This window comes from Acidovorax sp. sif1233 (assembly GCF_019218755.1).
Classification (GTDB): Bacteria; Pseudomonadota; Gammaproteobacteria; order Burkholderiales; family Burkholderiaceae_C; genus Acidovorax.
In genome coordinates this window covers 172,315-193,065 of record NZ_JAHUWZ010000009.1, presented here as the reverse complement: position 1 = coordinate 193,065, position 20,751 = coordinate 172,315, and the positions used below count along the sequence as shown (strand labels likewise).

Here is a 20,751-nt window from a genome sequence, read left to right as displayed (position 1 = left end):
CATCTCCTTGCGTCGCCAGACAAAGATCTTGGCCGATGGATAGAGAATATGGTTTGAACGATGATCCTGGTAGTTGGCAATATTTGCCATCAGAGTTCTATTTAAGGAACGATAAGGCCTGTCCCTGATGAAAGACCTGAACGATCTTTACTACTACGTGCAGGTGGTGGACCACGGCGGCTTCGCGCCGGCCGGTCGCGCGCTGGGCATGCCCAAGTCCAAGCTGAGCCGGCGCATCGCGCTGCTGGAAGAGCGCCTGGGGACGCGCCTGATCCAGCGGTCCACCCGGCGTTTTGCCGTCACCGAGACCGGCCAGACCTACTATGGCCATTGCAAGGCGATGCTGGTGGAGGCCGAGGCCGCCGACGAAGCCATTGCGCTGGCGCATGCCGAACCACGGGGCATCGTGCGCATGACCTGCCCGGTGGCGCTGCTCGATGCGCGCATCGCCGACATGGTGGCGGCTTTCATGGTGGCGCATCCGCGCGTGGAGATCCATCTGGAGGAAACCAATCGGCGCGTGGACGTGGTGGGCGAGGGAATCGACGTGGCCATCCGCGTGCGTCCGCCGCCGATCGAGGACAGCGACCTGGTGATGCGCGTGCTTGCGGAGCGCGGGCAATGCCTGGTGGCATGTCCGCGCCTGCTGTCCAATGGCATACCAAAAACACCCGCCGACCTGGCGGGCCTGCCGAGCATGGACCTGGGCCTGCCGCAGCATGAGCATGTGTGGAACCTTGTCGGCCCCGAGGATGCCCGGGCGGCCATTCGCCACCGGCCGCGCCTGATCACACGCGGGATGCTGGCGCTGCGGGCCGCCGCCATCGCAGGCGTGGGCGTGGTGCAGCTGCCCTCCATGATGGTGCGCGAGCAGATCGAGCACGGCCAGCTGATCCACGTGATCCCCGGCTGGGCGCCGCGCCGCGAGATCATCCACGCGGTGTTCGCCTCGCGGCGCGGGCTGCTGCCGGCGGTGCGGGCGCTGGTGGATTTCCTGGCGGACCGGTTTCAGGCGCTGGACGAGGACTGAGCTGCCAGGGGCTGTGCTGGAAGGGCAAGCCGCCGCATTGCCGCGCAGCCGGTCACCGTCAACGGGATGAAGAACTCATGCACCGCGCGTTCGCGGTACGCCCATGGGCAACGCCGGAACAGACGGAGTCTGGTGCGCGCCCCGAGGCCGCGGGGTGGGCTGCCAATCCGTCGGTCACCGCGTCCCCGCCAGGCCGGAAGCCAGCGCCTTGGCGTTGTGCGCGAAGAGCTTGAGGTAGGTGTCGGCCTCGGTGCCGGGCGCCGAGAGCGCGTCGGAGTACAGCCTGCCGCCCAGCACCGCGCCGCCTTCCTTCGCGATGCGCTCCACCAGGCGCGGATCGGTGATGTTCTCGACAAACACCGCGCGCACGTCCTGCCGGCGGATCTGGTCGATCAGCTTCGCCACATCGGCGGCCGAAGCCTCGCCGTCGGTGCTCACGCCCTGCGGCGACAGGAAGTCGACGCCATAGGCCGCACCGAAGTAGCCGAAGGCATCGTGCGAGGTGATCACCCGGCGCTTGGGGCGCGGCACGGCCGCGAGCTGCGCACGCACCTCGCGGTCGAGCGCCCGGATCTGCTCGGTGTAGCGCGCCGCGCGCTGCGCGAACACGCCCGCAGAAGCGGGCCGCAGGCCGCCCAGCGCGTCGCGCACATTCGCAACGTAGCGCTCAGCGTTCGCGAGGTCCTGCCAGGCGTGCGGGTCGCTGCCGTGGCCCGGCTTGCCCCCGTGGCCGTGCCCATCCTTGCGCAGCTTCACGCCCTGGCTCGCTATCACCACTTTGCCGCGATAGCCCGAGGCCCGCACCAGGCGGTCGATCCAGCCTTCGAACCCCAGGCCGTTGACCACGACCAGGTCGGCGCGGGCCAGGTGGCGGGCGTCCGCCGGGCTGGGCTGGAACACGTGCGCATCGGCATCGGGGCCGACCAGGGCGACGACGTCGACGGCATCGCCGCCGACTTCGCGAACGATGTCCGCCAGGATGGAAAAGCTGGCCACGACCCGCAGCGGCCGTTCGGATTGCGCCAACGCGGGAGAGGCAGCCAGTGCCAGCAGCAGCGCCGCGACGGAAGATCGGCGGGAGAGAGTCATGTCAGGCCTTGCGGTGTGGACGGCGCCGGTGGCGCCAGAGAAGGCCGTCGCGGGGGCCCGCGGCGACGGAGAGCAGATAGGCGATGCCCGCGACCAGCACGATGGCCGGGCCCGACGGCCACTGTGCGTGGTACGACAGCAGCAAGCCGATGAAGCCCGAGAGCGCCGCGATGACGGCCGCCACCAGCGCCAGGCTCCAGACTTCCGCCGCCCAGAAGCGTGCCGCCGTGGCGGGCAGCATCATCAGACCGACGGCCATCAGTGTGCCCAGGGCCTGGAAGCCCGCCACGAGGTTCGCCACGGTCAGCACCAGGAAGACGGCGTGCACCAGCGTGCCGCGGCCGCCGACATTGCGAAGAAATCCAGGGTCCAGGCACTCCACCACCAGCGGCCGATAGATCACGGCCAGGACGGCCAGCGTCACGCTGGCGACGTTGGCGATGAGCAGCAGCGCCGCATCGTCCACGGCCAGGATGGTGCCGAACAGCAGGTGCATCAGATCGACGCTGCTGCCGTGCGTCGAGACCATCAGCACGCCCAGCGCAAGCGCGATGAGGTAGAAGGCCGCGAAACTCGCGTCCTCGCGCTGCGACGTGGTCCGCGTCACGAAGCCCGCTGCGAGCGCGACCGCGAGCGCCGCGAAGAAACCGCCCAGGCTCATGGCCGGCAGCGAGAAGCCGGCGATCAGAAACCCCAGCGCGGCCCCCGGCAGCAGCGCGTGGCCCATGGCATCGCCCACCAGGCTCATGCGTCGCAGCACCAGCAGCGTGCCCATCGGCGCGCTGCCGAGGCTCAGGGCTAGCGTCGCGACCAGCGCGCGGCGCATGAAGCCGTACTCGGAGAACGGCTGGAGGAGCAGGGATGCCAGCGTCACGCGGCTTCCTCGCACAACGCCGCATCGTCGTCCCAGGCCTCGGCCATCTGCCGGGCGCGGAACAGGTGCTCGGCGTGCAGCACCTCTGCTGTCGGTCCCCAGGCCACGCAGCGCCGCGCCATCAACAGCGTTCGGTCGAAATGCCGGCGCACCTGTTCCAGATCGTGCAGCACCGCGATGACGGTGCGAGACTCGGCGTGCCAGCGGGCCACCACGGCGAGCAGGTCGGCGGTGGTGCGCGCATCGATGGCGTTGAAGGGCTCATCGAGCAGGATCACCGGCGCATCCTGCAGCAGCACGCGCGCGAACAGCACGCGCTGGAATTGGCCTGCGGACAGTTCGGCGATCCCGCGGCGTTCGAAGCCGGCCAGGCCAACCGCATCGAGCGCGTGGTGCACGGCCTCGCGCTGCGGCGCGTCGAGTCCGCGCAGGCTTCCGACGCGCGACCAGTGGCCCAGCGCGACCAGATCGAACACGCGGATCGGAAAGCTGCGGTCGATCTCGACCTGCTGCGGCAGCCAGGCGATGCGGCCGGCGGCGCGCTGCACCTCCCCTTCGACCGGCGAGACGCGCCCCATGATGGCCGCCAGCAAGGTGGTCTTGCCCGCGCCGTTCGGCCCGACGATGGCGGTGAGCGAACCCGGTGCGAAGTCGCCCGACAGGTGGTGCACGGCCGGGTGGCCGCGGTAGGCCACGGTCAGGTTGCGCAGGCGGATCGCCGCGTGTTGGGGGAGGGCTGTCATCAGGAGATGGCCCAGGCCACGGCGAGCCACAGCAGCGCGATCAGCGCCAGCGCACCCACGACCCGTTTCCAGGCGCCGGCCATCAGCAGGCTTGCGACACCCCTCATGCGCCCGCCGCTTCGGCCGCGCAGTCGGCGCAGCGCCCCTGCAAAACCATACCGTGGCGCTGCGCGGCCAGGCCTTGCGTCACCATGCCGCCCATGGAGATCCGGCAGGCACGAATCGGGTGCGTGCGCTCCCAGGCCTTGCGATGAAAGTAGGGATGGTGGCGGTGTTCCATGGGTTCATATTATTGCAAATGAATTATCAATTGCAATAAGAGGGTCTGGAACGCTGGATACGGGGTGCTCGCCTGGGCGGGTGGGGCGTACAGGAATCACGGGCCGATCCAGGCCACGCAGGCGTTGTGTTGCGTGCTGCCGATGGAGGCGCCCGCGCGGGCGTCCAGCCCGCGCTACTGGCCGGGAATCTCCGGCTCGGGATACGCGGGCTTCACCTCGCAGGGCTTCTCTGGCACCGAGGCGGGGACGGGGCGGCTTTCCGGCTCGGACTCGCTCGGCACAGGATTCGGCCTCTCCGGAGCTTCGGGCTCGTGCGTCTGGGGTTTTGCGGGGATGGGATTGATCATGGCAGCCCCTTGGGTACGTTGAAAAATCATCCAGTGGGTCGCTTGGGCTGGCGGGCGGCAGTGCGGCGACGCGGCTGCACACCGGGTGGCCAGGGCAGAAGCTTCCTCTTAGCGGGATTTCACTGCCCGCCGGTCTTGCCTCCAGGATTTTGGGGGCCCGCGCCACGGTGGGACTTCGTCCAATCGTAGGGCGAGCCATCTGGCAGCCGCCGATCTGCCACCGTATTCACACCGGCATGCCCCACGCTCTCCGCCAGTTCGCTCGAGATGCACACATGGCGCTTTCCTTCCTTGCGTTTGATCTCGCACAGAGCCAGCGCGGCCTGGAGTTTTCCGGAGTCAAAAATCTCCATCCCAGGCACCCCGGGCTGTTCTTGCCAGTAGACGACGATACTCATGGCGACTCGGTTTCCTATTTCTGTCCGGTGGTGCTCAGGCTATCTTCCCATGCGGGCCCGGGTGTTGCCATGGGTTCCCGGTGCGATGTAGGAGAAAGGCGTAGCGAAGGCGCCAAGCTGCGGGTCAGAACCGCATGCGGACCGCGCCTGCGTCACGCTCCTTCACCCACCCCGCCAGAGAAACTGAACGCGTGTTGCGGCCATCAAGGCAGGCCCGCGACGAGGCCTGCGGTTTTCGCGGGGCCGCCGCTCAAGGGCATTGCGGGCTGTAGCCCGATCGCAAGGACGCTGCCCAACACGCCGGAGAATCTCGCCCGATGGCGCATGCCCACGCAGAAGATCAGGCCCGCCAGCGCCTTGCCGGAATTGGGCGTCGCCCTGCAGGATGCGCGGGACATCGAGGCATGCTGTCAATGCAGCGCTGAAAGAAGCGTCCGTGGTGCCCGCATGCGGGAAATGTCGCCGCGTGGCTCAATGTTGGTGGAAGGTGTCCGTGGGTTTCTATGCCTGGACTTCACCGGTGAGCGGATCGTAGGCCCGCCCGTCGGTATCGATAATGTTCCCCGTCACCGTATCGTACTTGCCCAGACGATAGGTGCCGGCGCCCTTGCCATCCAGGCCGATGTAGTCGGATCGGGCAAGAACCACGCGATTGTTCTGGGAAACAACCCCGTCCTTGGTCCATTTGTTGTCCATGAGCCATTCGGATACTTGGACGCCCTCTGGAGCGTCAATCTTTCCGTCCATGCGCATCTTGACGAGCGTTGGATCCATATTGAAGCCCTCTGCCGCAAGCAGTTGGGCGGGGTTCTTCTTGTAGAAAGTGGCCGTCTCCTTGGTCATCGTCGACAGGTCGCTTTTCACCAGTGTGGAACCGTCCGTGGGGAACTTGGACAACTTGCCGCTGCGGATGGCTTCGTAGTCAGCGGCAAACTCGGGATGGTTCTTGAAGAACATGTAGCGGCTGACGGTGCGCTCATCTCCCGCAGAAAGTGATAGAGAAAGAACCTTGACATAGTCTGGTGGCTCATAGTCTGCTGCGAAGGTGTCGCCCAGGCCGTCTTCCCACTCGCGGAATTCCTCCAGGTTGCTGAAGGGGGCCTTGGCCGAGGCCTGTGTGGTGGCCCCGGAGTCCTTGTTGTACAGGGCGGCGGTTGGTTGATAGGGCTGGGTCTCCGACACCGTGGTGGGTGTCGCCGCCGTCCCCGCCGTCTTGCCCTGGGAGCCTTCCGCGGACAGTTCTTCCAGCGTGGTCTTCAACTCTTTCAGGAAGGTGAGGGGATCGGCGTCCGCATGCTTTTGGGCTGTGCGTTCGGCCGCCTTGGCCGCCAGGGTGCTGGAGACGCCCAGGGACGTCAGCATGTTGGTGGCTTGTGAAATATCGAACATCTTGCGACTCCTTCGGTGGGGCGGGCGATCCATGGCGTGGCACTGGGCCGGCGAGGGTTCTTTGGGCCTTGCTCCGATGGTCTCCCAGTTCGTCCTTGGCAATCCTCCGGTAAGAGGCGTAAAAACTGTACTTTTTGGCCAGTGGGCTGCGGTGGGCGAGTCCGTACCGGTGCCACCCTTGTCCGCAAGGAGCGGTATGCCGTGGGGACGCCACCTTTTTTCAGGAGCCAACGGGATGTCTGACGGCCTGCGGTGGCTGCCGGGGATGGAGAACCTGCCCTTGTCTCCAGCCGCGCGGCGCCATGACCACCACCTCTTTTTCGCCGTGCTGGCGGATGGCGCCGTGGCCGCCCGCGCTGTCCGGCTGTGCGACCAGGAGACGGCCGCCCGCCAGGTGGAGGAGGGCCACAGGGTGCGCACCGAGCGGTTGCATGTGACGCTGGCCTCGCTCGGATGGGATGCCGAGTTCAGCCCCCGCAAGGTCTGGTGGGCGTGTGCGGCCGCCGCGCAAGTTCGCGCACCGGCGTTTTCGCTGCGGCTGGACCGCTGCCTGAGCTTTCAGGGGCGCCAGTCCAGGCGGCCCCTGGTCCTGTGCGGCAGCGAAACCGGCGTGGCGGGCATGGTGGCGCTGCACCAGGCGCTGCGCCAAGCCCTGCGGGCGTGCGTGCCAGGCCCTGCGCCAGCGCGCGCCGAGCCATCGTTCACGCCGCACATGACGCTGCTCTACGGCCCTTCTGCCGTGGAGGAACACGGCGTGGAGCCTCTTGACTGGAGGGTGGATGCCTTCCAGCTGCTCTACAACCGCCGCGGCTCGCCCGGGCCCTACCAGGTGCTGGGGCGCTGGGGCCTGGACCAGCCGGCCTTTTTTCAGGCGGAGCAGGGCCGGCAATCCGCGCCGGCCGGCGAAGATCTGCCGCCGCGGGGTGTTCAGATCAATCGCTATAAAAAAAGTAGCTGACAGCGCTTGAAGGATAAGCCGTGGGGGCAGTTTTTATTCAGATCCTGCGGGCACGGCCACCTCAGCCAATCGTCATCAGGCTCGCGTTGCCGCCCGCGGCAGCGGTGTTCACGCTCAGTGCGCGCTCGATCAGCAGGCGCTCCAGCGGCACGTCGGTGGCGCCTGGGGGCAATGCGGTCACGCCCACGATGGGGCCGGGACGGCGGGCCAGCGCCTCGCACACCGCGTGCAGCGAAGCCGCATCGCCATGGTGCAGCACGGCGGACAGTTCGATGCGGCCGTCGTCCAGCACCTGATCCGCCACCGCGATGCTGGCCTGGACGGCCGGGGCAAGCTGTGCACGCAAGCCCGCCTGGGTGGAAGGCCACAGGGCCTTGCCGCCCGAGGCCAGCACGGCCGCGGTCTGCGTGAGCAGGTCGCCTTCGGCCTGGGCCAGGCACAGCACGCGGGCGCGGGGGGCCAGGGTGTAGACGTTGCGCTCACCCGTGGGGCCGGGCAGGGTGCGCGCCGTGCCGCTCTGGGTGGCGGAGGCGAACGCACGGCAGGTGTCCGCCAGCGCGGGGCGGCCCTGCGTGTGTGCCCACTGCTCCAGTGCGTGCAGGGGCGCCAGCCAGGGTTCGCGCGCTGCCACGTCGGGTGGCGCCGTGCGGTCCGCCGCGGCGAAGGTGCGTGCCAGCGCATCGGCCGGGCGCCGCGACAGCAGGCGCAGCAGGTACAGCGGCCCGCCCGCCTTCGGGCCCGTGCCCGACAGGCCCTCGCCACCAAACGGCTGCACGCCCACCACGGCGCCCACCATGTTGCGGTTCACGTAGACGTTGCCCGCATGGGCGCGGCTCACCACGCGGGCGATGGTTTCGTCGATGCGGGTGTGCACGCCCTGCGTGAGGCCGTAGCCGGTGGCGTTGATCTGGTCGAGCAACTGGTCCAGGTCGTTGCGGGCATAGCGCACCAGGTGCAGCACGGGCCCAAAGACCTCGCGCTGCAGTTCCTGGATGCCGTGGAGTTCAATCAGCGTGGGCGGCACGAAGGTGCCCTGGGCCGTTTCATCGGCGCTGCAGCGGCACTGCTGGAACACGCGATGGCCCCTGGCCTTGAGCGCATCGATGTGCGCGGTGATGCCTGCCTGGGCCTCGGCGTCGATGACCGGGCCCACGTCGACCTGCAGCGCGCCCGGGTTGCCCATGCGCAGTTCACCCATGGCGCCCTTGAGCATTTCCACCACGCGGTCGGCGGCGTCCTCCTGCACGCACAGCACGCGCAGGGCCGAGCAGCGCTGGCCGGCGCTGTCGAACGCGGAGGAGACCGCGTCGGCCACCACCTGCTCCACCAGCGCCGACGAGTCCACGATCATCGCGTTCTGCCCGCCCGTCTCGGCGATCAGGGGGATGGGGCGGCCGGCGGCATCCAGGCGGCCTGCGATGGCGCGTTGCAGGATGCGCGCCACGTCGGTCGAACCGGTGAACATGACGCCCATCACACGCGGGTCGCCGATCAGCCGGGCGCCCACGGTCTCGCCCTGGCCGGGCAGCAGCTGCACCACGCCGCGCGGCACACCCGCCTGCCACAGAACGCGCACGGCCTCGGCGGCGATCAGCGGGGTCTGTTCGGCCGGCTTGGCCAGCACGGGGTTGCCGGCGGCCAGGGCTGCGGCCACCTGACCCATGAAGATGGCGAGCGGGAAGTTCCAGGGGCTGATGCAGGCCACGGGGCCCAGCGGAAGGTGGGTGGTGTTGTCGAAGGTGGATTCGACCTGCGCGGCGTAGTAGCGCAGGAAGTCCACCGCCTCGCGCACCTCGGCGACCGCGTTGCTGCAGCTCTTGCCTGCTTCGCGCATCAGCAGACCCAGCAGGGGCTGCATGCGGTCCTCCAGCAGGCCCGCGGCACGGTCGAGCGTGGCGGCGCGCTCGGCCGGGGGCGTCGCGGCCCACAAGGGGGCCGCCCGCAGGGCGTGTTGCAGGGCCGCATCCACGTCGGCGGCCGTGGCCTCCTGCACCTGGCCCACCACGTCGCGGTGGTCCGCGGGGTTGCGCACGGGCATCGGCGCGCCCGGCGCGGCGTCGGCGCCGAGCAAGGGGCCGGCGGTCCAGCCCTGGCTGGCGGTGGCCTGCAGGATCGCGTCCAGTTGCGCGAGGGTGTTCTCGTTCGACAGGTCGAGCCCGCGCGAGTTGGCGCGGTGCGGGCCGTACAGGCCGCGTGGCGTGGCGATGCGCGGGTGGGGCAGGCCTGCGCCGCCTTCTGCGGCGGCCTGCTGGTCCACCACCTCGACGGGGCTCTTCACCAGGTCCTCCAGCGCGATGGTCTCGTCGGCGATGCGGTTCACGAACGAGGTGTTGGCGCCGTTTTCCAGCAGTCGGCGCACCAGGTACGCCAGCAGGGTCTCGTGCGTGCCGACGGGGGCGTAGATGCGGCAGGGCCGACCCAGCTTGCCGGCGGTGACGGCGCCCACCACCTGCTCGTACAGGGGCTCGCCCATGCCGTGCAGGCACTGGAATTCGTACTGGCCGGCATAGTAGTTGTGGCCCGCCAGGTGGTAGATGGTGGCGAGTGTTTCCGCGTTGTGCGTGGCGAACTGCGGGTAGATGGCCTCGGGCGCGGCCAGCAATTTCCTTGCGCAGGCGATGTACGAGATGTCGGTGTGCACCTTGCGGGTGTACACGGGGTAGTCGTCCAGCCCGTCGACCTGGGCGCGCTTGATCTCGCTGTCCCAGTAGGCACCCTTGACCAGGCGCACCATCAGTCGGCGCTGCGTGCGGCGCGCCAGGTCCACCACGTAGTCGATGACGAAGGGGCAGCGCTTCTGGTAGGCCTGGATCACGAAGCCGATGCCGTTCCAGCCGGCCAGTGAAGGCTCGTGGCACAGGCGTTCGAGCAGGTCCAGCGACAGCTCCAGCCGGTCGGCCTCCTCGGCATCGATGTTGATGCCGATGTCATAGCTGCGCGCGAGCTCGGTCAGGCGCAGCACCAGCGGGTACAGCTCGTCCATCACACGGGCGAACTGCGCGCGGCTGTAGCGCGGGTGCAGGGCCGACAGCTTGATCGAGATGCCGGGGCCTTCATAGATGCCGCGCCCGGCGGATGCCTTGCCGATGGCGTGGATGGCCTGCTCGTACGACGCGTAGTAGCGCTGGGCGTCCTCGCTGGTCAGCGCGGCCTCGCCCAGCATGTCGTAGGAATAGCGGAAGCCCTCGCCTTCCATCTGGCGGGCGTTGGCCAGGGCTTCGCCAATGGTCTCGCCGGTCACGAACTGCTCGCCCATCATGCGCATGGCCATGTCCACGCCCTTGCGGATGAGCGGCTCTCCGCCCTTGCTGATCAGGCGGCCGAGCGATGCGCCCAGGCTGCCTTCGCTGTGCGTGGCCACCAGCTTGCCCGTGATGAGCAGGCCCCAGGTGGCCGCATTCACAAACAGCGAAGGGCTCTTGCCCAGGTGGGGTTCCCACTGGCCGTTGCTGATCTTGTCGCGGATCAATGCATCGCGCGTGGCCTTGTCGGGGATGCGCAGGAGCGCCTCGGCCAGGCACATCAGCGCCACGCCTTCTTGCGACGACAGCGCGAACTCCTGCAGCAATCCCTGCACGATGCCCGCGCGGCCCCCGGCGCTCTTGCGGCTGCGCAGGGCGCCCGCAATGCGCAGCGCCAGCTGCCCGGCCGCTTGCGCCATCGCCTGCGGCAAACGGGCCTGCGCCAGCAGCGGGGCCAGGGCCTCGGGCTCGGGGCGCCGGTAGGCCGCGGTGATGGCGGCGCGCAACGGGCTGGCCAGGGGCGAGCGCGGGGCAAAGCCGGCGGGGCTGGTGGAAGAGGGCAGGGCGCCGGTGGGCTGCGTCATGGCGTGTCTTTCGGTGGGTATCAGGGGTATTGGTGGGTTGGGCCCCCAGGGCCTGCCGGGGGCGGCTGGATGCGATGATCCTTGGTCTGTGGATGAATAAATGGTCGAAAATAGGCGGTCTGTCAGAATAAATCACTATCCAAAATGACGATGGAAACCGATCTGGACCGTATTGACCGCAAGATTTTGTCAATCCTGCAGGAAGATGGGCGCATTGCCAATCTCAAGCTGGCGGACGCCGTCGCGCTGTCGCCCACCGCGGTGCTGGCGCGCGTACAGCGCCTCACGCGCGACGGCTTCATCCTGGGCTACGAGGCGCGGCTCAACCCGCTGAAGCTGGGGGCGGGCATGCTGGTGTTCGTGGAGGTGCTGCTCGACCGCACCACGCCGAATGTGTTCGACCAGTTCAAGGCGGCGGTGCAGGTGCATCCCGAGATCATGGAGTGCCACATGGTGGCAGGGGGGTTCGACTACCTGCTCAAGACGCGCTCGGCCGACATGAACGCCTACCGCGTGTTCGCAGGCGCGGTCCTGTGGCAACTGCCCGGGGTGCGCGAGACACGCACCTATGCGGTGATGGAAGAGGTCAAGCACACCAACCACCTGCACCTGCGTTGAAGGGGCGCGCGGGGCCCGGCGGTGCGCGCCGCTGCCATGGAGCCACGGCTGCATTGGCTCGGCACGCCAAAGCCTCCATAATCCCAGGCAGACATGCCAGATCGAGGAGAAGAACCATGACCCGCTTCCCATACGCCACTGCCGCTGCCGCCGCGCTGCTGGGCGCCCTTTTCAGCCAGTCGGCCGCGGCTTCGTGCTACGTGGTCTACGGCCCCGACAAGGACATCGTGTACCGCGCGCCCGAACCGCCGGTGGACATGTCCTACCAGATCCACCAGACCCTGCCGCTGGTGGCGCCGGGCGCCACGCTGGTGTTCACGCCGGACAATTACAACTGCGACCTCACCGTCAACAAGCTGCCCCTGGCGTCGGCGCAGGGCGCCACGGGATCCATGGGATCCGTCGGCGGCCGCCCCGCGCGCGCGGACCGCGGCTGACCTGACCGAGCCGGCAGGCTGCGGCGATCCCCGGGCAGGCACCGGCCCGGGCCTGAGACAATCGGGGGATGAGCGAACCGAAAGAACTATCCCCCTCGTTTGAACCCACCGCGCAGGATTCCCACGGCGATCTGCCCGAGGGCTGGCTGCAGGTCCAGTCCATGGACCTGGATGCCCAGGGCGTCGCCCGCAAGCCCGACGGCAAGGTCATCTTCATCGACGGTGCCCTGCCGTTCGAGCTGGTCACCGCCAACACCCACCGCAAGAAGAACAACTGGGAGCAGGCCAGCCTGACGGCGATCCACCGCGAATCGTCGCAGCGCGTGCGCCCCGGCTGCCCGCACTTTGGCCTGCATGCCGGAGCCTGCGGCGGCTGCAAGATGCAGCACCTGCACGTGGGCGCCCAGGTGGCCGTCAAGCAGCGGGTGCTGGAAGACAACCTGTGGCACCTGGGCAAGGTCAAGGCCGGCACCGTGCTGCGCCCCATCGAAGGCCCCGCCTGGGGTTACCGCTACCGTGCGCGGCTGTCGGTGCGCCATGTGATCAAGAAGGGCCAGGTGCTGATCGGCTTTCATGAACGCAAGAGCCGCTACGTGGCGGACATGCAGCAGTGCCCCGTGTTGCCGCCCCATGTAGACGCCATGCTGATGCCCCTGCGGGCCCTGATCGCCGACATGGATGCGCGCGACACCTGCCCGCAGATCGAGCTGGCCTGCGGCGACAGCGTGACGGCCCTGGTGCTGCGCCACCTGGAGCCGCTGAGCGCCGGCGACATCGCCCGGCTGCGCGCCTTCGCCGCCGGGCACGGCGTGCAATGGTGGCTGCAGCCCAAGGGCCCGGACACGGTGAAGCTGCTCGAGGAGGGCGGCGAGCAGCTTTCCTATGCGCTGCCGGATTTCGGCATCACCATGCCGTTCAAGCCGACCGACTTCACGCAGGTGAACCCGCACATCAACCGCGTACTCGTCTCCCGCGCGCTGCGCCTGCTGGACGTGCAGCCCCACGAGCGCGTGATCGACTGGTTCTGCGGCCTGGGCAACTTCACGCTACCGCTGGCCACGCAGGCGCGCGAGGTGCTGGGCATCGAGGGCAGCGAGGCCCTGGTGGCCCGCTCGCGCGAGAACTATGCATTGAATCAGGCTGCAGCGCAGGACCATAAAGCGCTGGCAGCTACTGATTTTGTAGCGCGCAACCTGTTCGAGATGACCCCGGAGATGCTGGTGGCCGACGGCGCGGCTGACAAGTGGCTGGTCGATCCGCCCCGCGAAGGCGCGTTCGCGCTGGCCAAGGCGCTCGCCGACATCGAGCAGGCGCGCATCGGCGCCGAGGGCGCGGGCCCGCTGCCCGCCGGGGCCGAAGGCTGGACCCCGCCCAAACGCATCGTCTATGTCAGCTGCAATCCCGCCACGCTCGCCCGCGATGCCGGGTTGCTGGTGCATCTGGCGGGCTACCGCTGCACGGCGGCCGGCATGGTGAACATGTTCCCGCACACGGCGCACGTGGAAAGCATGGCGGTGTTCGACCGCGCCTGAGGGGAGAAAGGGCCGCCGCAGCCGGTGTGCGCCGGCCTGGCCGCGCACGGGGGGAGAGCGGCCCGCTAGCCCTAGCTGCGGTTGCGGTTCGAAGCCGCGTCGCGGGGCTCGGTCTCGATATCGCCGGAGCGTTCGGCGCGCTCGGGTTTCTCGACCACCTTGCCGAGCACCGAAGGCGTGCCTTCCAGCTTGTTTTCACGCATGTAGGCGTCCATGTCCTTCCACCCGGCGAACACCGAGGCCTTGGCGGCCTTGGGGTTCAGGGTGTAGCAGTCTTCCAGCCCGCGCAGCGCGTGGCGGCAGGCGCCGCCGATGGCCTTGGCTTCTTCCTCGCGCTGGACGATCCTTGGATCCGGGCCCAGGCCAGGGATCTTGTTGCAGGCGGCCAGCAGCAGGATGCTGCACAGGGCCAGCATGCGCAGTGCGGTGGAGCGGGTTTTGCGATACATGTGCTTGCATTATCGGCACGCCGGCCGCGCTATTGAGGGCTTGGCGGTGCGAAGCGCAAGAAAAAGGCTCCCGAAGGAGCCTTTTTGCCTTGAGGTGGCGCCCGGGAGCGCGCCACGGGGTCAGTCGCGCTCGCCGCCCATGATGCCCAGCAGCGCGAGCAGGCTCTGGAACACGTTGAAGATGTCCAGGTACAGGGCCAGCGTGGCGCTGATGTAGTTGGTTTCGCCGCCGTCCAGGATCTGCTTCAAGTCATACAGCATGTAGGCGCTGAAGATGCCGATGGCAGCGACCGAGATCGCCATCATGCCGACCGAGGAGCCGACAAACACGTTGATGACGGCACCCACCATGAGCACCAGCGCGCCCACCATCAGCCACTTGCCCATGCCCGAGAGGTCGCGCTTGATCACGCTGGCCAGGCTGGCCATCACGAAGAACACGCCCGCGGTGCCGGCGAAGGCCGTCATGATGAGGTCGGTGCCGTTCTTGAAGCCCAGCACCATGCCGATGAGGCGTGAGAGCATGAGGCCCATGAAGAACGTGAAGGCCAGCAGCACGGGCACGCCGGCTGCCGAACGCTTGGTCTTTTCGATCGCGAACATGAAGGCGAACGCGCCGCCCAGGAACACGATCAGGCCCACGCCGCCGCGCAGCGACTGGGTGATGCCGGTGGCGACGCCGACCCATGCGCCCAGCACCGTGGGGATCATGCTCAGCGCGAGCAGCCAGTAGGTATTGCGAAGCACCTTGTGGCGCTCCTCCTGCGAGATGCCATAGCCCGCAGAGTGCCCCAGGGTGGTGACTTGGTCATTCATCTTGTGTCTCTCCTTGTTGGCCTGCACGACGCAGACAGTGCAAATTCTAGGTGGTGGCGGCTGGAGGCCTTCCAATATCCGCGTCCGGTCACCTACTTTTGGTAAGGGTTCTTTCACCCTGCATGGGGGTGAGGGGGTGGGCGTATGCCGCTATGCTTGCCGTCTTTCCCCCGCCGGCGCGGACTCTCGCGGCCCGGCATTCTTCTCCTTTGCGGGTATACCAATGAAAACCAAGCATGAACTCGAACTGGCCGACGTGAAGGCCATTGCCGCTGCCGCCGAAGCCGAGGCGCTCAAGAACCAGTGGGCCGTGACCATCGCCATCGTGGACGATGGCGGCCACCTGCTGTGGCTGCAGCGCCTGGATGGCGCCGCCGCGGTGTCGTCCCACATCGCCCCGTCCAAGGCCCGCACGGCCGCCCTGGGGCGCCGCGAGAGCAAGGTGTACGAGGACATCGTCAACGGCGGCCGCACGGCCTTCCTGAGCGCGCCCGCCATCGACGGCCTGCTGGAAGGCGGCGTGCCGATCCTCAAGGACGGCCAGTGCCTTGGCGCCGTGGGGGTGAGCGGTGTGAAGTCCACCGAGGACGCGCAGGTGGCGCGCGCCGGCATCGCCGCTCTGGGGCTTTGATGGGATTCCAGGGCGTGGGCCCGCAGGGGGCAGGGGACTGAAGAGCTTTCAGGTCCTGTGCCCCCCAATGAAAAAACCGGCCTGCGAGGCCGGTTTTTTCATGGCGTGATGGAGAAATCTGGGGCGGGGATGGGACCGCAAAAAAAGCCTGGCTACGCGGGCGAACCCGTTGGCTGGCAAAAACGACCCTTTCGAGCTTGTAGCAAGCCCGGGAGTCGCCCCACGATGAAACTTGGAGCCGCTGCCAGGGACTACTTGGTCAGGATCAGCTTGCCCAGCTTGGTTGCCTGCAGGCGGTACACCGATCCGTTGTGGCTGATGGCCACGGCCTTCTGGCCTTGCAGCAGGGAGCTGCTGTCCACGGCGGCGGTAGGGGTGCTGGGCTCGGTGCGTTGGCTGGCCAGTCCGTCGGCGTGCGAAACCCCCTTGCTGGCGGAGGCGGGGCGCAGGATCGAAGCGGCGGTCAATGTGGCTTGCATGAGGTTGTTCCTGGTGCGTTGCAGTGCGTTTTGCTAATGATAACGATTCGCAATTACAAGTCAAGCGACAGGAGTGTTTCTTTTTGTTCTTCTGGGTGAGACATTTGATTTCGAATGGTGCGACGCTGGTTTTGGCGCCGATTTACGCAGCCTCAAGCGGGAAAGTAGGTCAAGCAGCCGGGGGGAAACGGAAACGGTCACGTCTCGGGCGGCGGGTGTCACCCCGCTCCGACGGGAACCGCCCAGGTGTGAACTGATCCCGGATGCGGCGCCGCTGTGGGTCAGTCTTGGCAGAGACCACGGTGGGCTCTCTGCAGGGACCCGCCTATCCACCGCCGGGCGAGCCGCTTCAGAGGATGAAGGAAGCCAGGGCGTTCTCGGCGCCCGAGCGGGTCACTGGGCGACGGAAGAATTTCACATCCCCCCGCCGACATCGGGCTGGGCAGGAAAAACGACCCAAAGACGAACAAACCCGGTGCGTCCTCTGCAGCCAATGGTGCAGCGGCCGGGCCGGGCGGGTTTTTGGCGCGCAGGACGCTGGCGGATTGTCTGACTGATTGACTGCCGTCAGGGCGCGGGGTCGGTCACGAAACCGATCTTGCGCACGCCAGCGCGTTGCGCGGCGGCCATGGCCTGGGCCACGCGCTCGTAGCGCACTTCCTTGTCGCCGCGGATGTGCAGATCGGGCTGCGGCTCCTTGGCCGCCTCGACCTGCAGGCGCGGGAAGAGTTCTTCCTCCGTGACCTGCGACTCGTTCCAGTAGTACTTGCCGTCGGCCGATACCGACAGGCGCACCGTCTCGGGCTTGATGTTCTCGGGCTGGTTCGTGGCGCGTGGCAGGTCCACGTTCACCGAGTGCTTCATGACGGGCACGGTGATGATGAAGATGATGAGCAGCACCAGCATGACGTCCACCAGCGGCGTCATGTTGATCTCGTTCATCACGTCATCGGCATCGTCTTGCGTTCCGAAAGCCATGGCTCAGCCGCCTTTCTTCATGGGCAGCACCTTGCCCTGTTCGCCCGCCGCGCTCACGCGGGCGCCGGTGACGAAGTAGGCGTGCAGGTCGTGGGCGAAGCTGTTGAGGCCGCCCAGGATGGACTTGTTGCCGCGCACGAGGGCGTTGTAGCCCAGCACGGCGGGGATGGCCACGGCCAGGCCCAGGGCGGTCATGATCAGCGCTTCGCCGATGGGGCCGGCCACCTTGTCGATGGTGGACTGGCCCGAGGTGCCGATGGCCAGCAGCGCGTGGTAGATGCCCCAGACGGTGCCGAACAGGCCGATGAAGGGGGCGGTGGAGCCGACCGAGGCCAGGATGGCCAGGCCCGACTGCAGGCGCGAGGTGAACTCGTCGATGCAGTTGCGCAGGCAGCGGGTGACCCAGTCGCTCACGTCCAGCGTGTCGTGCAGGTGGGCCTTGGTGTTGCGGTGGTGGGCGGTGGCTTCACGGCCTTCCAGCGCCAGGTGGCGGAAGGGGTTGGTAGGGTCCGTGCCCAGCTTGGTCAGGCCGGCGGCGAAGTCCTCGCTGTGCCAGAAGTCCTGCGCGGTGCGGGCGTGCTTCTTGAACTTGATGATGTCCAGCGCCTTGATGAGGATGACGATCCACGAGGCCAGCGACATGGCCAGCAGCAGGATGGCGACGGCGCGGGTGACGAAGTCACCCTGGATCCAGACGTTGGCGATGCCGAATTGCGATTCCATGAGAAAAACTCCCTAAAGCGGTGATTTGCGGTGATTTGGTTATTCGAGAACGAAGTTGACAGGGACCAGGTTCCACATGGTCTCGGGCACGCCGTTGCGTTTGCCGGGCACGAAGCGCCAGCGCATGACGGCTTCCTGGGCCTGTCGGTCCAGCCGGTCGAAGCCGCTGGACTTGTTGATTTCGACCTTCTGGGGCAGGCCGTCGGTGCCGATCAGCACCCGCAGCACCACCTTGCCCTGCTCGCCCATGCGCTTGCTGATGGCCGGGTAGCTGGGTTTGGGGTTGTTCAGGTAGGCGGCGTCGCTGGATGGCAGTTCGATCTTGGGCGGCGCGGGGGGCGCTGGAGGGGCTGGCGCCGGTGCGGGCGGGGCCATGGGCGCCTCGATGGGCGGTGCCGGCGGCTGCGGGGTGGTGATGCCCGTGGGGGCATTGGGGGCGGGCGTGGGGTCCGCGATGGCCACCGGCATGGGTGCGGGGCGCGGGGCGGCCTTCGGGGCCGGCTTGGGAGGGGGTGGCGGCGCGGGAGGCGGTGGCGTGACCTTGGGGGGCGCGGGTGGTGCGATGAATTCCGTCAGCAATTCCGCCGGCACGATGACTTCGGCCGCGCGGCGCAGCAGGCCCGACTGCAGGGCCCAGAGGCCCGCAACATGCAGTGCGACGACGGAGCCCACGATCACGGTGTTGCGGCTGAACCCCCCGGGGGTGGCAAAACGATCTGGGTGAGACATAAAAATGATAGCAGCTAGCGCTTGTGGATCAAGCGCTAGCGCCCTAAAAGACCTTGATTATTTGCGAAAGATCCACCAGGCCGAGCCTGCGACGAGGATCAGGCTGCCAGCGAGCGTTGAGAGGAGTTCCATGACTTGCTTTCCAGGATGGAGCTGGCAAGCTGGATCGTTTGCGGCGCTGCCTCATTGTGCAGGGCCGCCACCGGATTCGATGCGCTGCACTGTGCCACCACGTCGCGGGCACAGCTTTCGCAGCATCCGCATTGGGTGGCCACGCCCAGCTCGAACTGGATTTCGTCAAAGCTCATGCCCGCACGTGCGTGGCGGGCAATCTCACGGTCGGAAATCCGGCGGCAAACACAGACGATCATGGCGGCAGGCAGTGTGGCTGGCTGTTGAAGGTGTCGCCATTATAAATAAGAATCTATCGCATTTGCAATAAGCCATTTCTGCCATGAGGGAGAAACCGGCGCAAAGGCGCCGCCTCAGCCGGGGCTGTCTGCGGTGAGCAAGGCTGGCGTGGCGTCTGCCAGCGTGGCGCAGCCGGTGAGCGCCATGGCGATCTCGAGCTCGTCGCGCAGCAGGCGCAGCACGTGGGCGACGCCGGTGGCCCCCGCATTGGCCAGCCCCCAGACGGCCGGGCGCCCCACCAGCACGGCGGATGCCCCCAGCGCCATCGCTTTGAGCACGTCGGTGCCGCGCCGGATGCCGCCATCCACCAGCACCGGCAGTGCGCCGCCCACGGCCTGCACCACGCGCGGCAGGGCGGTGGCCGTGGCCGGGGCGGTGTCCAGCGTGCGCCCGCCGTGGTTGGACACGATGACGCCCGCAACGCCGGCCGCCACGGCCTGGCGCGCATCCGCCGGGTGCAGCACGCCTTTGAGCAGCACGGGCAGCCGGGTCACGGACTGCAGCCACGCCACGTCGTCCCACGTGGGGGCGTGGTGCAGCAGCCCGTCGAACAGCGCGCTCTGGTCCGCGCCGAGGGGTGGGGTGGGCGGCGCCTGCATGCCGGCCAGATTGACGGGGCCGATGCCGGGCGGCAGGCGAAAGCCTGTGCGGCGCTCGCGGTCGCGTGCGCCGCTGGCGGGCGCGTCCACGGTCAGCACCAGGGCTTCGAACCCTGCGGCCTCGGCGCGCTGTGCCAGTGCGCGGGTCAAGCCACGGTCTGGCTGCAGGTACAGCTGAAACCACAGCGGACCGCGGCCGGGGTCGGGCAGTACGGCCTGGGCAATGCTCTCCAGCGACACGCTCGCCTGGGTGCTCAGCACCACCCCCGCGCCCAGGGCCGCAGCCGCGTAGGCCATCGCCAACTCGCCGTCGGCGTGGGCCAGGCGCTGAAAGGCGACGGGTGCCAGCAGGATGGGGTGTGCCAGCGTGCGGCCCAGCAGCTGGACGCGGGTGTGCCCGCCCGCCAGCGGACGCAGCACGCGGGGCCACAGGGGCAGGGCGTCCCATGCGCTGCGGTTGCTGCGCAGGCTGATCTCATCGGCCGCGCCGCCACTGAAGTACGCCCAGGCGTTGTCGTCCAGGTGCCGCCGGGCCTGCTGCTCGTGGTCGGCCAGGCTGACGATGCCCGGAGGAAGCTGTTGGCGTGCGGGGACGTGGGTCATGGCAATGAAAAAAGCACCTGGCGCTTTTTCAGAGCGCGCAAGATGCTATCAATAAAGGAGCGAAAGGGGCGGCGCTCACACGTCGGCCCACATGCGCAGCAGGTTGTGGTACGTGCCCGACAGGGCGATGACCGAAGGATCCGTTTCACCCACGCTCTGGCGCAGCCGCAGCAGGGCCATGTCCATGTCGAACAAGAGCTGGCGCTGCTCCAGTCCGCGCACCATGCTTTCCACCCAGAAGAAGCTGCTGATGCGGTGGCCGCGGGTGACGGGCGACACCTGGTGCACGGTGCTGCTGGGGTACAGGATCATGTCGCCGGCCGGCAGCTTGATGCGTTTTTCGCCCCAGGCTTCGGTGGCGACCAGTTCGCCGCCGTCGTATTCGTCCGGCGGGGTCAGGAACAGCGTGCACGACAGGTCGCTGCGCACCCAGCAGCTGTCTGCCTTGGAGTGCATGACGGCGCTGTCCACATGGCGGCCATAGAAGTTGGCGCCGTCGCCGTAGTTGTTGAACAGCGGGTTGTAGATGCGCCGGGGCAGGGCGGCCGAGAAGAACAGCGCATTGCGGGCCAGCGCGGCCTTGACGATGCCTTGCAGCTGGGCCGACAGCTCGCTGCCCTGCGCGAGTTGCAGGTTGTTCTTCTGGTGCACGGCCTGGCTGCCCGCGCTGCGGGCGCCATCCACCCAGGGGGTGTCGGCCGCCCAGAGCTTTTGCCGGAACAGGGCGACCTCTTCGGCCGTCAGTACGTCTTTGATGTGCAGGAACATGGGGCCTGATTGTGACTCCGCCCCAATGAAGGGGCGGTGTCGT

22 protein-coding genes are annotated in these 20,751 nt (G+C 67.8%); 6 read left to right on the top strand and 16 right to left on the bottom strand.

The features are described from left to right. The first annotated feature begins 127 nt into the window (after positions 1–127). Positions 128–1,030, top strand: coding sequence for a LysR family transcriptional regulator (locus KW843_RS23580; RefSeq protein WP_218297570.1), 903 nt, complete (start codon positions 128–130; stop codon positions 1,028–1,030). 174 nt (positions 1,031–1,204) lie between these two features. On the opposite strand, the gene KW843_RS23575 is transcribed toward KW843_RS23580, so the two are convergent. The 6 genes from KW843_RS23575 to KW843_RS23550 form a co-directional block, all read right to left on the bottom strand. After that, the gene (locus KW843_RS23575; RefSeq protein ID WP_218297569.1) at positions 1,205–2,119 is read right to left on the bottom strand and encodes a metal ABC transporter substrate-binding protein; all 915 of its coding nucleotides are present in this window, start codon (positions 2,117–2,119) and stop codon (positions 1,205–1,207) included. Position 2,120: 1 nt separating this feature from the next. After that, positions 2,121–2,993, bottom strand: a complete 873-nt coding sequence (locus KW843_RS23570; protein WP_218297568.1) for a metal ABC transporter permease — start codon at positions 2,991–2,993, stop codon at positions 2,121–2,123. Next, positions 2,990–3,736, bottom strand: coding sequence for a zinc ABC transporter ATP-binding protein AztA (gene aztA / locus KW843_RS23565; RefSeq protein WP_218297567.1), 747 nt, complete (start codon positions 3,734–3,736; stop codon positions 2,990–2,992). The genes KW843_RS23570 and aztA overlap by 4 nt, the downstream gene beginning before the upstream one ends. Before the next feature lie 103 nt (positions 3,737–3,839). Continuing rightward, positions 3,840–4,016 (bottom strand): hypothetical protein, encoded by a 177-nt coding sequence (locus tag KW843_RS23560; protein ID WP_218297566.1) that lies wholly within the window; start codon positions 4,014–4,016, stop codon positions 3,840–3,842. A 467-nt stretch (positions 4,017–4,483) separates the two neighbouring features. After that, a complete protein-coding gene (locus tag KW843_RS23555) occupies positions 4,484–4,762 on the bottom strand; it encodes a hypothetical protein (protein WP_218297565.1) in 279 nt (92 codons plus the stop codon). 501 nt (positions 4,763–5,263) lie between these two features. After that, positions 5,264–6,151, bottom strand: a complete 888-nt coding sequence (locus KW843_RS23550) for a hypothetical protein (protein ID WP_218297564.1) — start codon at positions 6,149–6,151, stop codon at positions 5,264–5,266. Between the two features lie 235 nt (positions 6,152–6,386). Here KW843_RS23550 and KW843_RS23545 point away from each other — a divergent pair, with 235 nt between their 5' ends. After that, positions 6,387–7,109: a 2'-5' RNA ligase family protein gene (locus KW843_RS23545; RefSeq protein WP_255594900.1), complete on the top strand. Its 723-nt coding sequence runs from the start codon at positions 6,387–6,389 to the stop codon at positions 7,107–7,109. A 61-nt stretch (positions 7,110–7,170) separates the two neighbouring features. Here the strand turns inward: KW843_RS23545 and putA are convergent, their stop codons facing one another. Continuing rightward, positions 7,171–10,935, bottom strand: coding sequence for a trifunctional transcriptional regulator/proline dehydrogenase/L-glutamate gamma-semialdehyde dehydrogenase (putA, locus tag KW843_RS23540; RefSeq protein WP_218297563.1), 3,765 nt, complete (start codon positions 10,933–10,935; stop codon positions 7,171–7,173). 144 nt (positions 10,936–11,079) lie between these two features. On the opposite strand from putA, the gene KW843_RS23535 reads away from it, so the two are divergent. The 3 genes from KW843_RS23535 (at position 11,080) to rlmD (ending at position 13,522) form a co-directional block, all read left to right on the top strand. After that, complete coding sequence (locus KW843_RS23535; protein WP_218297562.1) at positions 11,080–11,553, top strand: Lrp/AsnC ligand binding domain-containing protein; 474 nt, start codon at positions 11,080–11,082, stop codon at positions 11,551–11,553. A gap of 116 nt (positions 11,554–11,669) precedes the next feature. Further along, a complete protein-coding gene (locus tag KW843_RS23530) occupies positions 11,670–11,990 on the top strand; it encodes a hypothetical protein (protein WP_218297561.1) in 321 nt (106 codons plus the stop codon). Between the two features lie 68 nt (positions 11,991–12,058). Further along, complete coding sequence (gene rlmD, locus KW843_RS23525) at positions 12,059–13,522, top strand: 23S rRNA (uracil(1939)-C(5))-methyltransferase RlmD (protein WP_218297560.1); 1,464 nt, start codon at positions 12,059–12,061, stop codon at positions 13,520–13,522. Between the two features lie 71 nt (positions 13,523–13,593). On the opposite strand, the gene KW843_RS23520 is transcribed toward rlmD, so the two are convergent. Together KW843_RS23520 and KW843_RS23515 are read right to left on the bottom strand one after the other, a co-directional pair. Continuing rightward, a complete protein-coding gene (locus KW843_RS23520) occupies positions 13,594–13,971 on the bottom strand; it encodes a hypothetical protein (RefSeq protein ID WP_218297559.1) in 378 nt (125 codons plus the stop codon). A gap of 120 nt (positions 13,972–14,091) precedes the next feature. Further along, positions 14,092–14,787 (bottom strand): Bax inhibitor-1/YccA family protein, encoded by a 696-nt coding sequence (locus tag KW843_RS23515; protein ID WP_010458089.1) that lies wholly within the window; start codon positions 14,785–14,787, stop codon positions 14,092–14,094. A gap of 223 nt (positions 14,788–15,010) precedes the next feature. Here KW843_RS23515 and KW843_RS23510 point away from each other — a divergent pair, with 223 nt between their 5' ends. Next, positions 15,011–15,418 (top strand): heme-binding protein, encoded by a 408-nt coding sequence (locus tag KW843_RS23510; RefSeq protein ID WP_218297558.1) that lies wholly within the window; start codon positions 15,011–15,013, stop codon positions 15,416–15,418. 251 nt (positions 15,419–15,669) lie between these two features. Here KW843_RS23510 and hemP read toward each other — a convergent pair whose 3' ends face one another. The 7 genes from hemP to KW843_RS23475 all read right to left on the bottom strand — a co-directional run bounded on the left by hemP (position 15,670) and on the right by KW843_RS23475 (position 20,708). Further along, complete coding sequence (hemP, locus tag KW843_RS23505; protein WP_218297557.1) at positions 15,670–15,897, bottom strand: hemin uptake protein HemP; 228 nt, start codon at positions 15,895–15,897, stop codon at positions 15,670–15,672. Between the two features lie 567 nt (positions 15,898–16,464). Continuing rightward, positions 16,465–16,875 (bottom strand): biopolymer transporter ExbD, encoded by a 411-nt coding sequence (locus KW843_RS23500; RefSeq protein ID WP_218297556.1) that lies wholly within the window; start codon positions 16,873–16,875, stop codon positions 16,465–16,467. A gap of 3 nt (positions 16,876–16,878) precedes the next feature. Beyond that, entirely contained in the window at positions 16,879–17,598 is a 720-nt protein-coding gene (locus KW843_RS23495) for a MotA/TolQ/ExbB proton channel family protein (RefSeq protein WP_218297555.1), read from the bottom strand. 39 nt (positions 17,599–17,637) lie between these two features. Beyond that, a complete protein-coding gene (locus tag KW843_RS23490; RefSeq protein WP_218297554.1) occupies positions 17,638–18,327 on the bottom strand; it encodes an energy transducer TonB in 690 nt (229 codons plus the stop codon). A 98-nt stretch (positions 18,328–18,425) separates the two neighbouring features. Continuing rightward, a complete protein-coding gene (locus KW843_RS23485; RefSeq protein WP_218297553.1) occupies positions 18,426–18,698 on the bottom strand; it encodes a bacterioferritin-associated ferredoxin in 273 nt (90 codons plus the stop codon). 114 nt (positions 18,699–18,812) lie between these two features. Further along, a complete protein-coding gene (locus KW843_RS23480; RefSeq protein ID WP_218297552.1) occupies positions 18,813–19,940 on the bottom strand; it encodes an alpha-hydroxy acid oxidase in 1,128 nt (375 codons plus the stop codon). A 75-nt stretch (positions 19,941–20,015) separates the two neighbouring features. Further along, positions 20,016–20,708, bottom strand: coding sequence for a Fe2+-dependent dioxygenase (locus KW843_RS23475; protein ID WP_218297551.1), 693 nt, complete (start codon positions 20,706–20,708; stop codon positions 20,016–20,018). Positions 20,709–20,751: the final 43 nt, after the last annotated feature.

What these genes read in the sequence shown, in the direction of transcription:
- KW843_RS23580 (WP_218297570.1), top strand. Translation starts at nt 128, where the DNA reads ATGAAAGACCTGAACGATCTTTACTACTACGTGCAGGTGGTGGACCAC.
- KW843_RS23575 (WP_218297569.1), bottom strand. Translation starts at nt 2,119, where the DNA reads ATGACTCTCTCCCGCCGATCTTCCGTCGCGGCGCTGCTGCTGGCACTG.
- aztA (WP_218297567.1), bottom strand. Translation starts at nt 3,736, where the DNA reads ATGACAGCCCTCCCCCAACACGCGGCGATCCGCCTGCGCAACCTGACC.
- KW843_RS23560 (WP_218297566.1), bottom strand. Translation starts at nt 4,016, where the DNA reads ATGGAACACCGCCACCATCCCTACTTTCATCGCAAGGCCTGGGAGCGC.
- KW843_RS23555 (WP_218297565.1), bottom strand. Translation starts at nt 4,762, where the DNA reads ATGAGTATCGTCGTCTACTGGCAAGAACAGCCCGGGGTGCCTGGGATG.
- KW843_RS23550 (WP_218297564.1), bottom strand. Translation starts at nt 6,151, where the DNA reads ATGTTCGATATTTCACAAGCCACCAACATGCTGACGTCCCTGGGCGTC.
- KW843_RS23545 (WP_255594900.1), top strand. Translation starts at nt 6,387, where the DNA reads ATGTCTGACGGCCTGCGGTGGCTGCCGGGGATGGAGAACCTGCCCTTG.
- putA (WP_218297563.1), bottom strand. Translation starts at nt 10,935, where the DNA reads ATGACGCAGCCCACCGGCGCCCTGCCCTCTTCCACCAGCCCCGCCGGC.
- KW843_RS23535 (WP_218297562.1), top strand. Translation starts at nt 11,080, where the DNA reads ATGACGATGGAAACCGATCTGGACCGTATTGACCGCAAGATTTTGTCA.
- KW843_RS23530 (WP_218297561.1), top strand. Translation starts at nt 11,670, where the DNA reads ATGACCCGCTTCCCATACGCCACTGCCGCTGCCGCCGCGCTGCTGGGC.
- rlmD (WP_218297560.1), top strand. Translation starts at nt 12,059, where the DNA reads ATGAGCGAACCGAAAGAACTATCCCCCTCGTTTGAACCCACCGCGCAG.
- KW843_RS23520 (WP_218297559.1), bottom strand. Translation starts at nt 13,971, where the DNA reads ATGTATCGCAAAACCCGCTCCACCGCACTGCGCATGCTGGCCCTGTGC.
- KW843_RS23515 (WP_010458089.1), bottom strand. Translation starts at nt 14,787, where the DNA reads ATGAATGACCAAGTCACCACCCTGGGGCACTCTGCGGGCTATGGCATC.
- KW843_RS23510 (WP_218297558.1), top strand. Translation starts at nt 15,011, where the DNA reads ATGAAAACCAAGCATGAACTCGAACTGGCCGACGTGAAGGCCATTGCC.
- hemP (WP_218297557.1), bottom strand. Translation starts at nt 15,897, where the DNA reads ATGCAAGCCACATTGACCGCCGCTTCGATCCTGCGCCCCGCCTCCGCC.
- KW843_RS23500 (WP_218297556.1), bottom strand. Translation starts at nt 16,875, where the DNA reads ATGGCTTTCGGAACGCAAGACGATGCCGATGACGTGATGAACGAGATC.
- KW843_RS23495 (WP_218297555.1), bottom strand. Translation starts at nt 17,598, where the DNA reads ATGGAATCGCAATTCGGCATCGCCAACGTCTGGATCCAGGGTGACTTC.
- KW843_RS23490 (WP_218297554.1), bottom strand. Translation starts at nt 18,327, where the DNA reads ATGTCTCACCCAGATCGTTTTGCCACCCCCGGGGGGTTCAGCCGCAAC.
- KW843_RS23485 (WP_218297553.1), bottom strand. Translation starts at nt 18,698, where the DNA reads ATGATCGTCTGTGTTTGCCGCCGGATTTCCGACCGTGAGATTGCCCGC.
- KW843_RS23480 (WP_218297552.1), bottom strand. Translation starts at nt 19,940, where the DNA reads ATGACCCACGTCCCCGCACGCCAACAGCTTCCTCCGGGCATCGTCAGC.
- KW843_RS23475 (WP_218297551.1), bottom strand. Translation starts at nt 20,708, where the DNA reads ATGTTCCTGCACATCAAAGACGTACTGACGGCCGAAGAGGTCGCCCTG.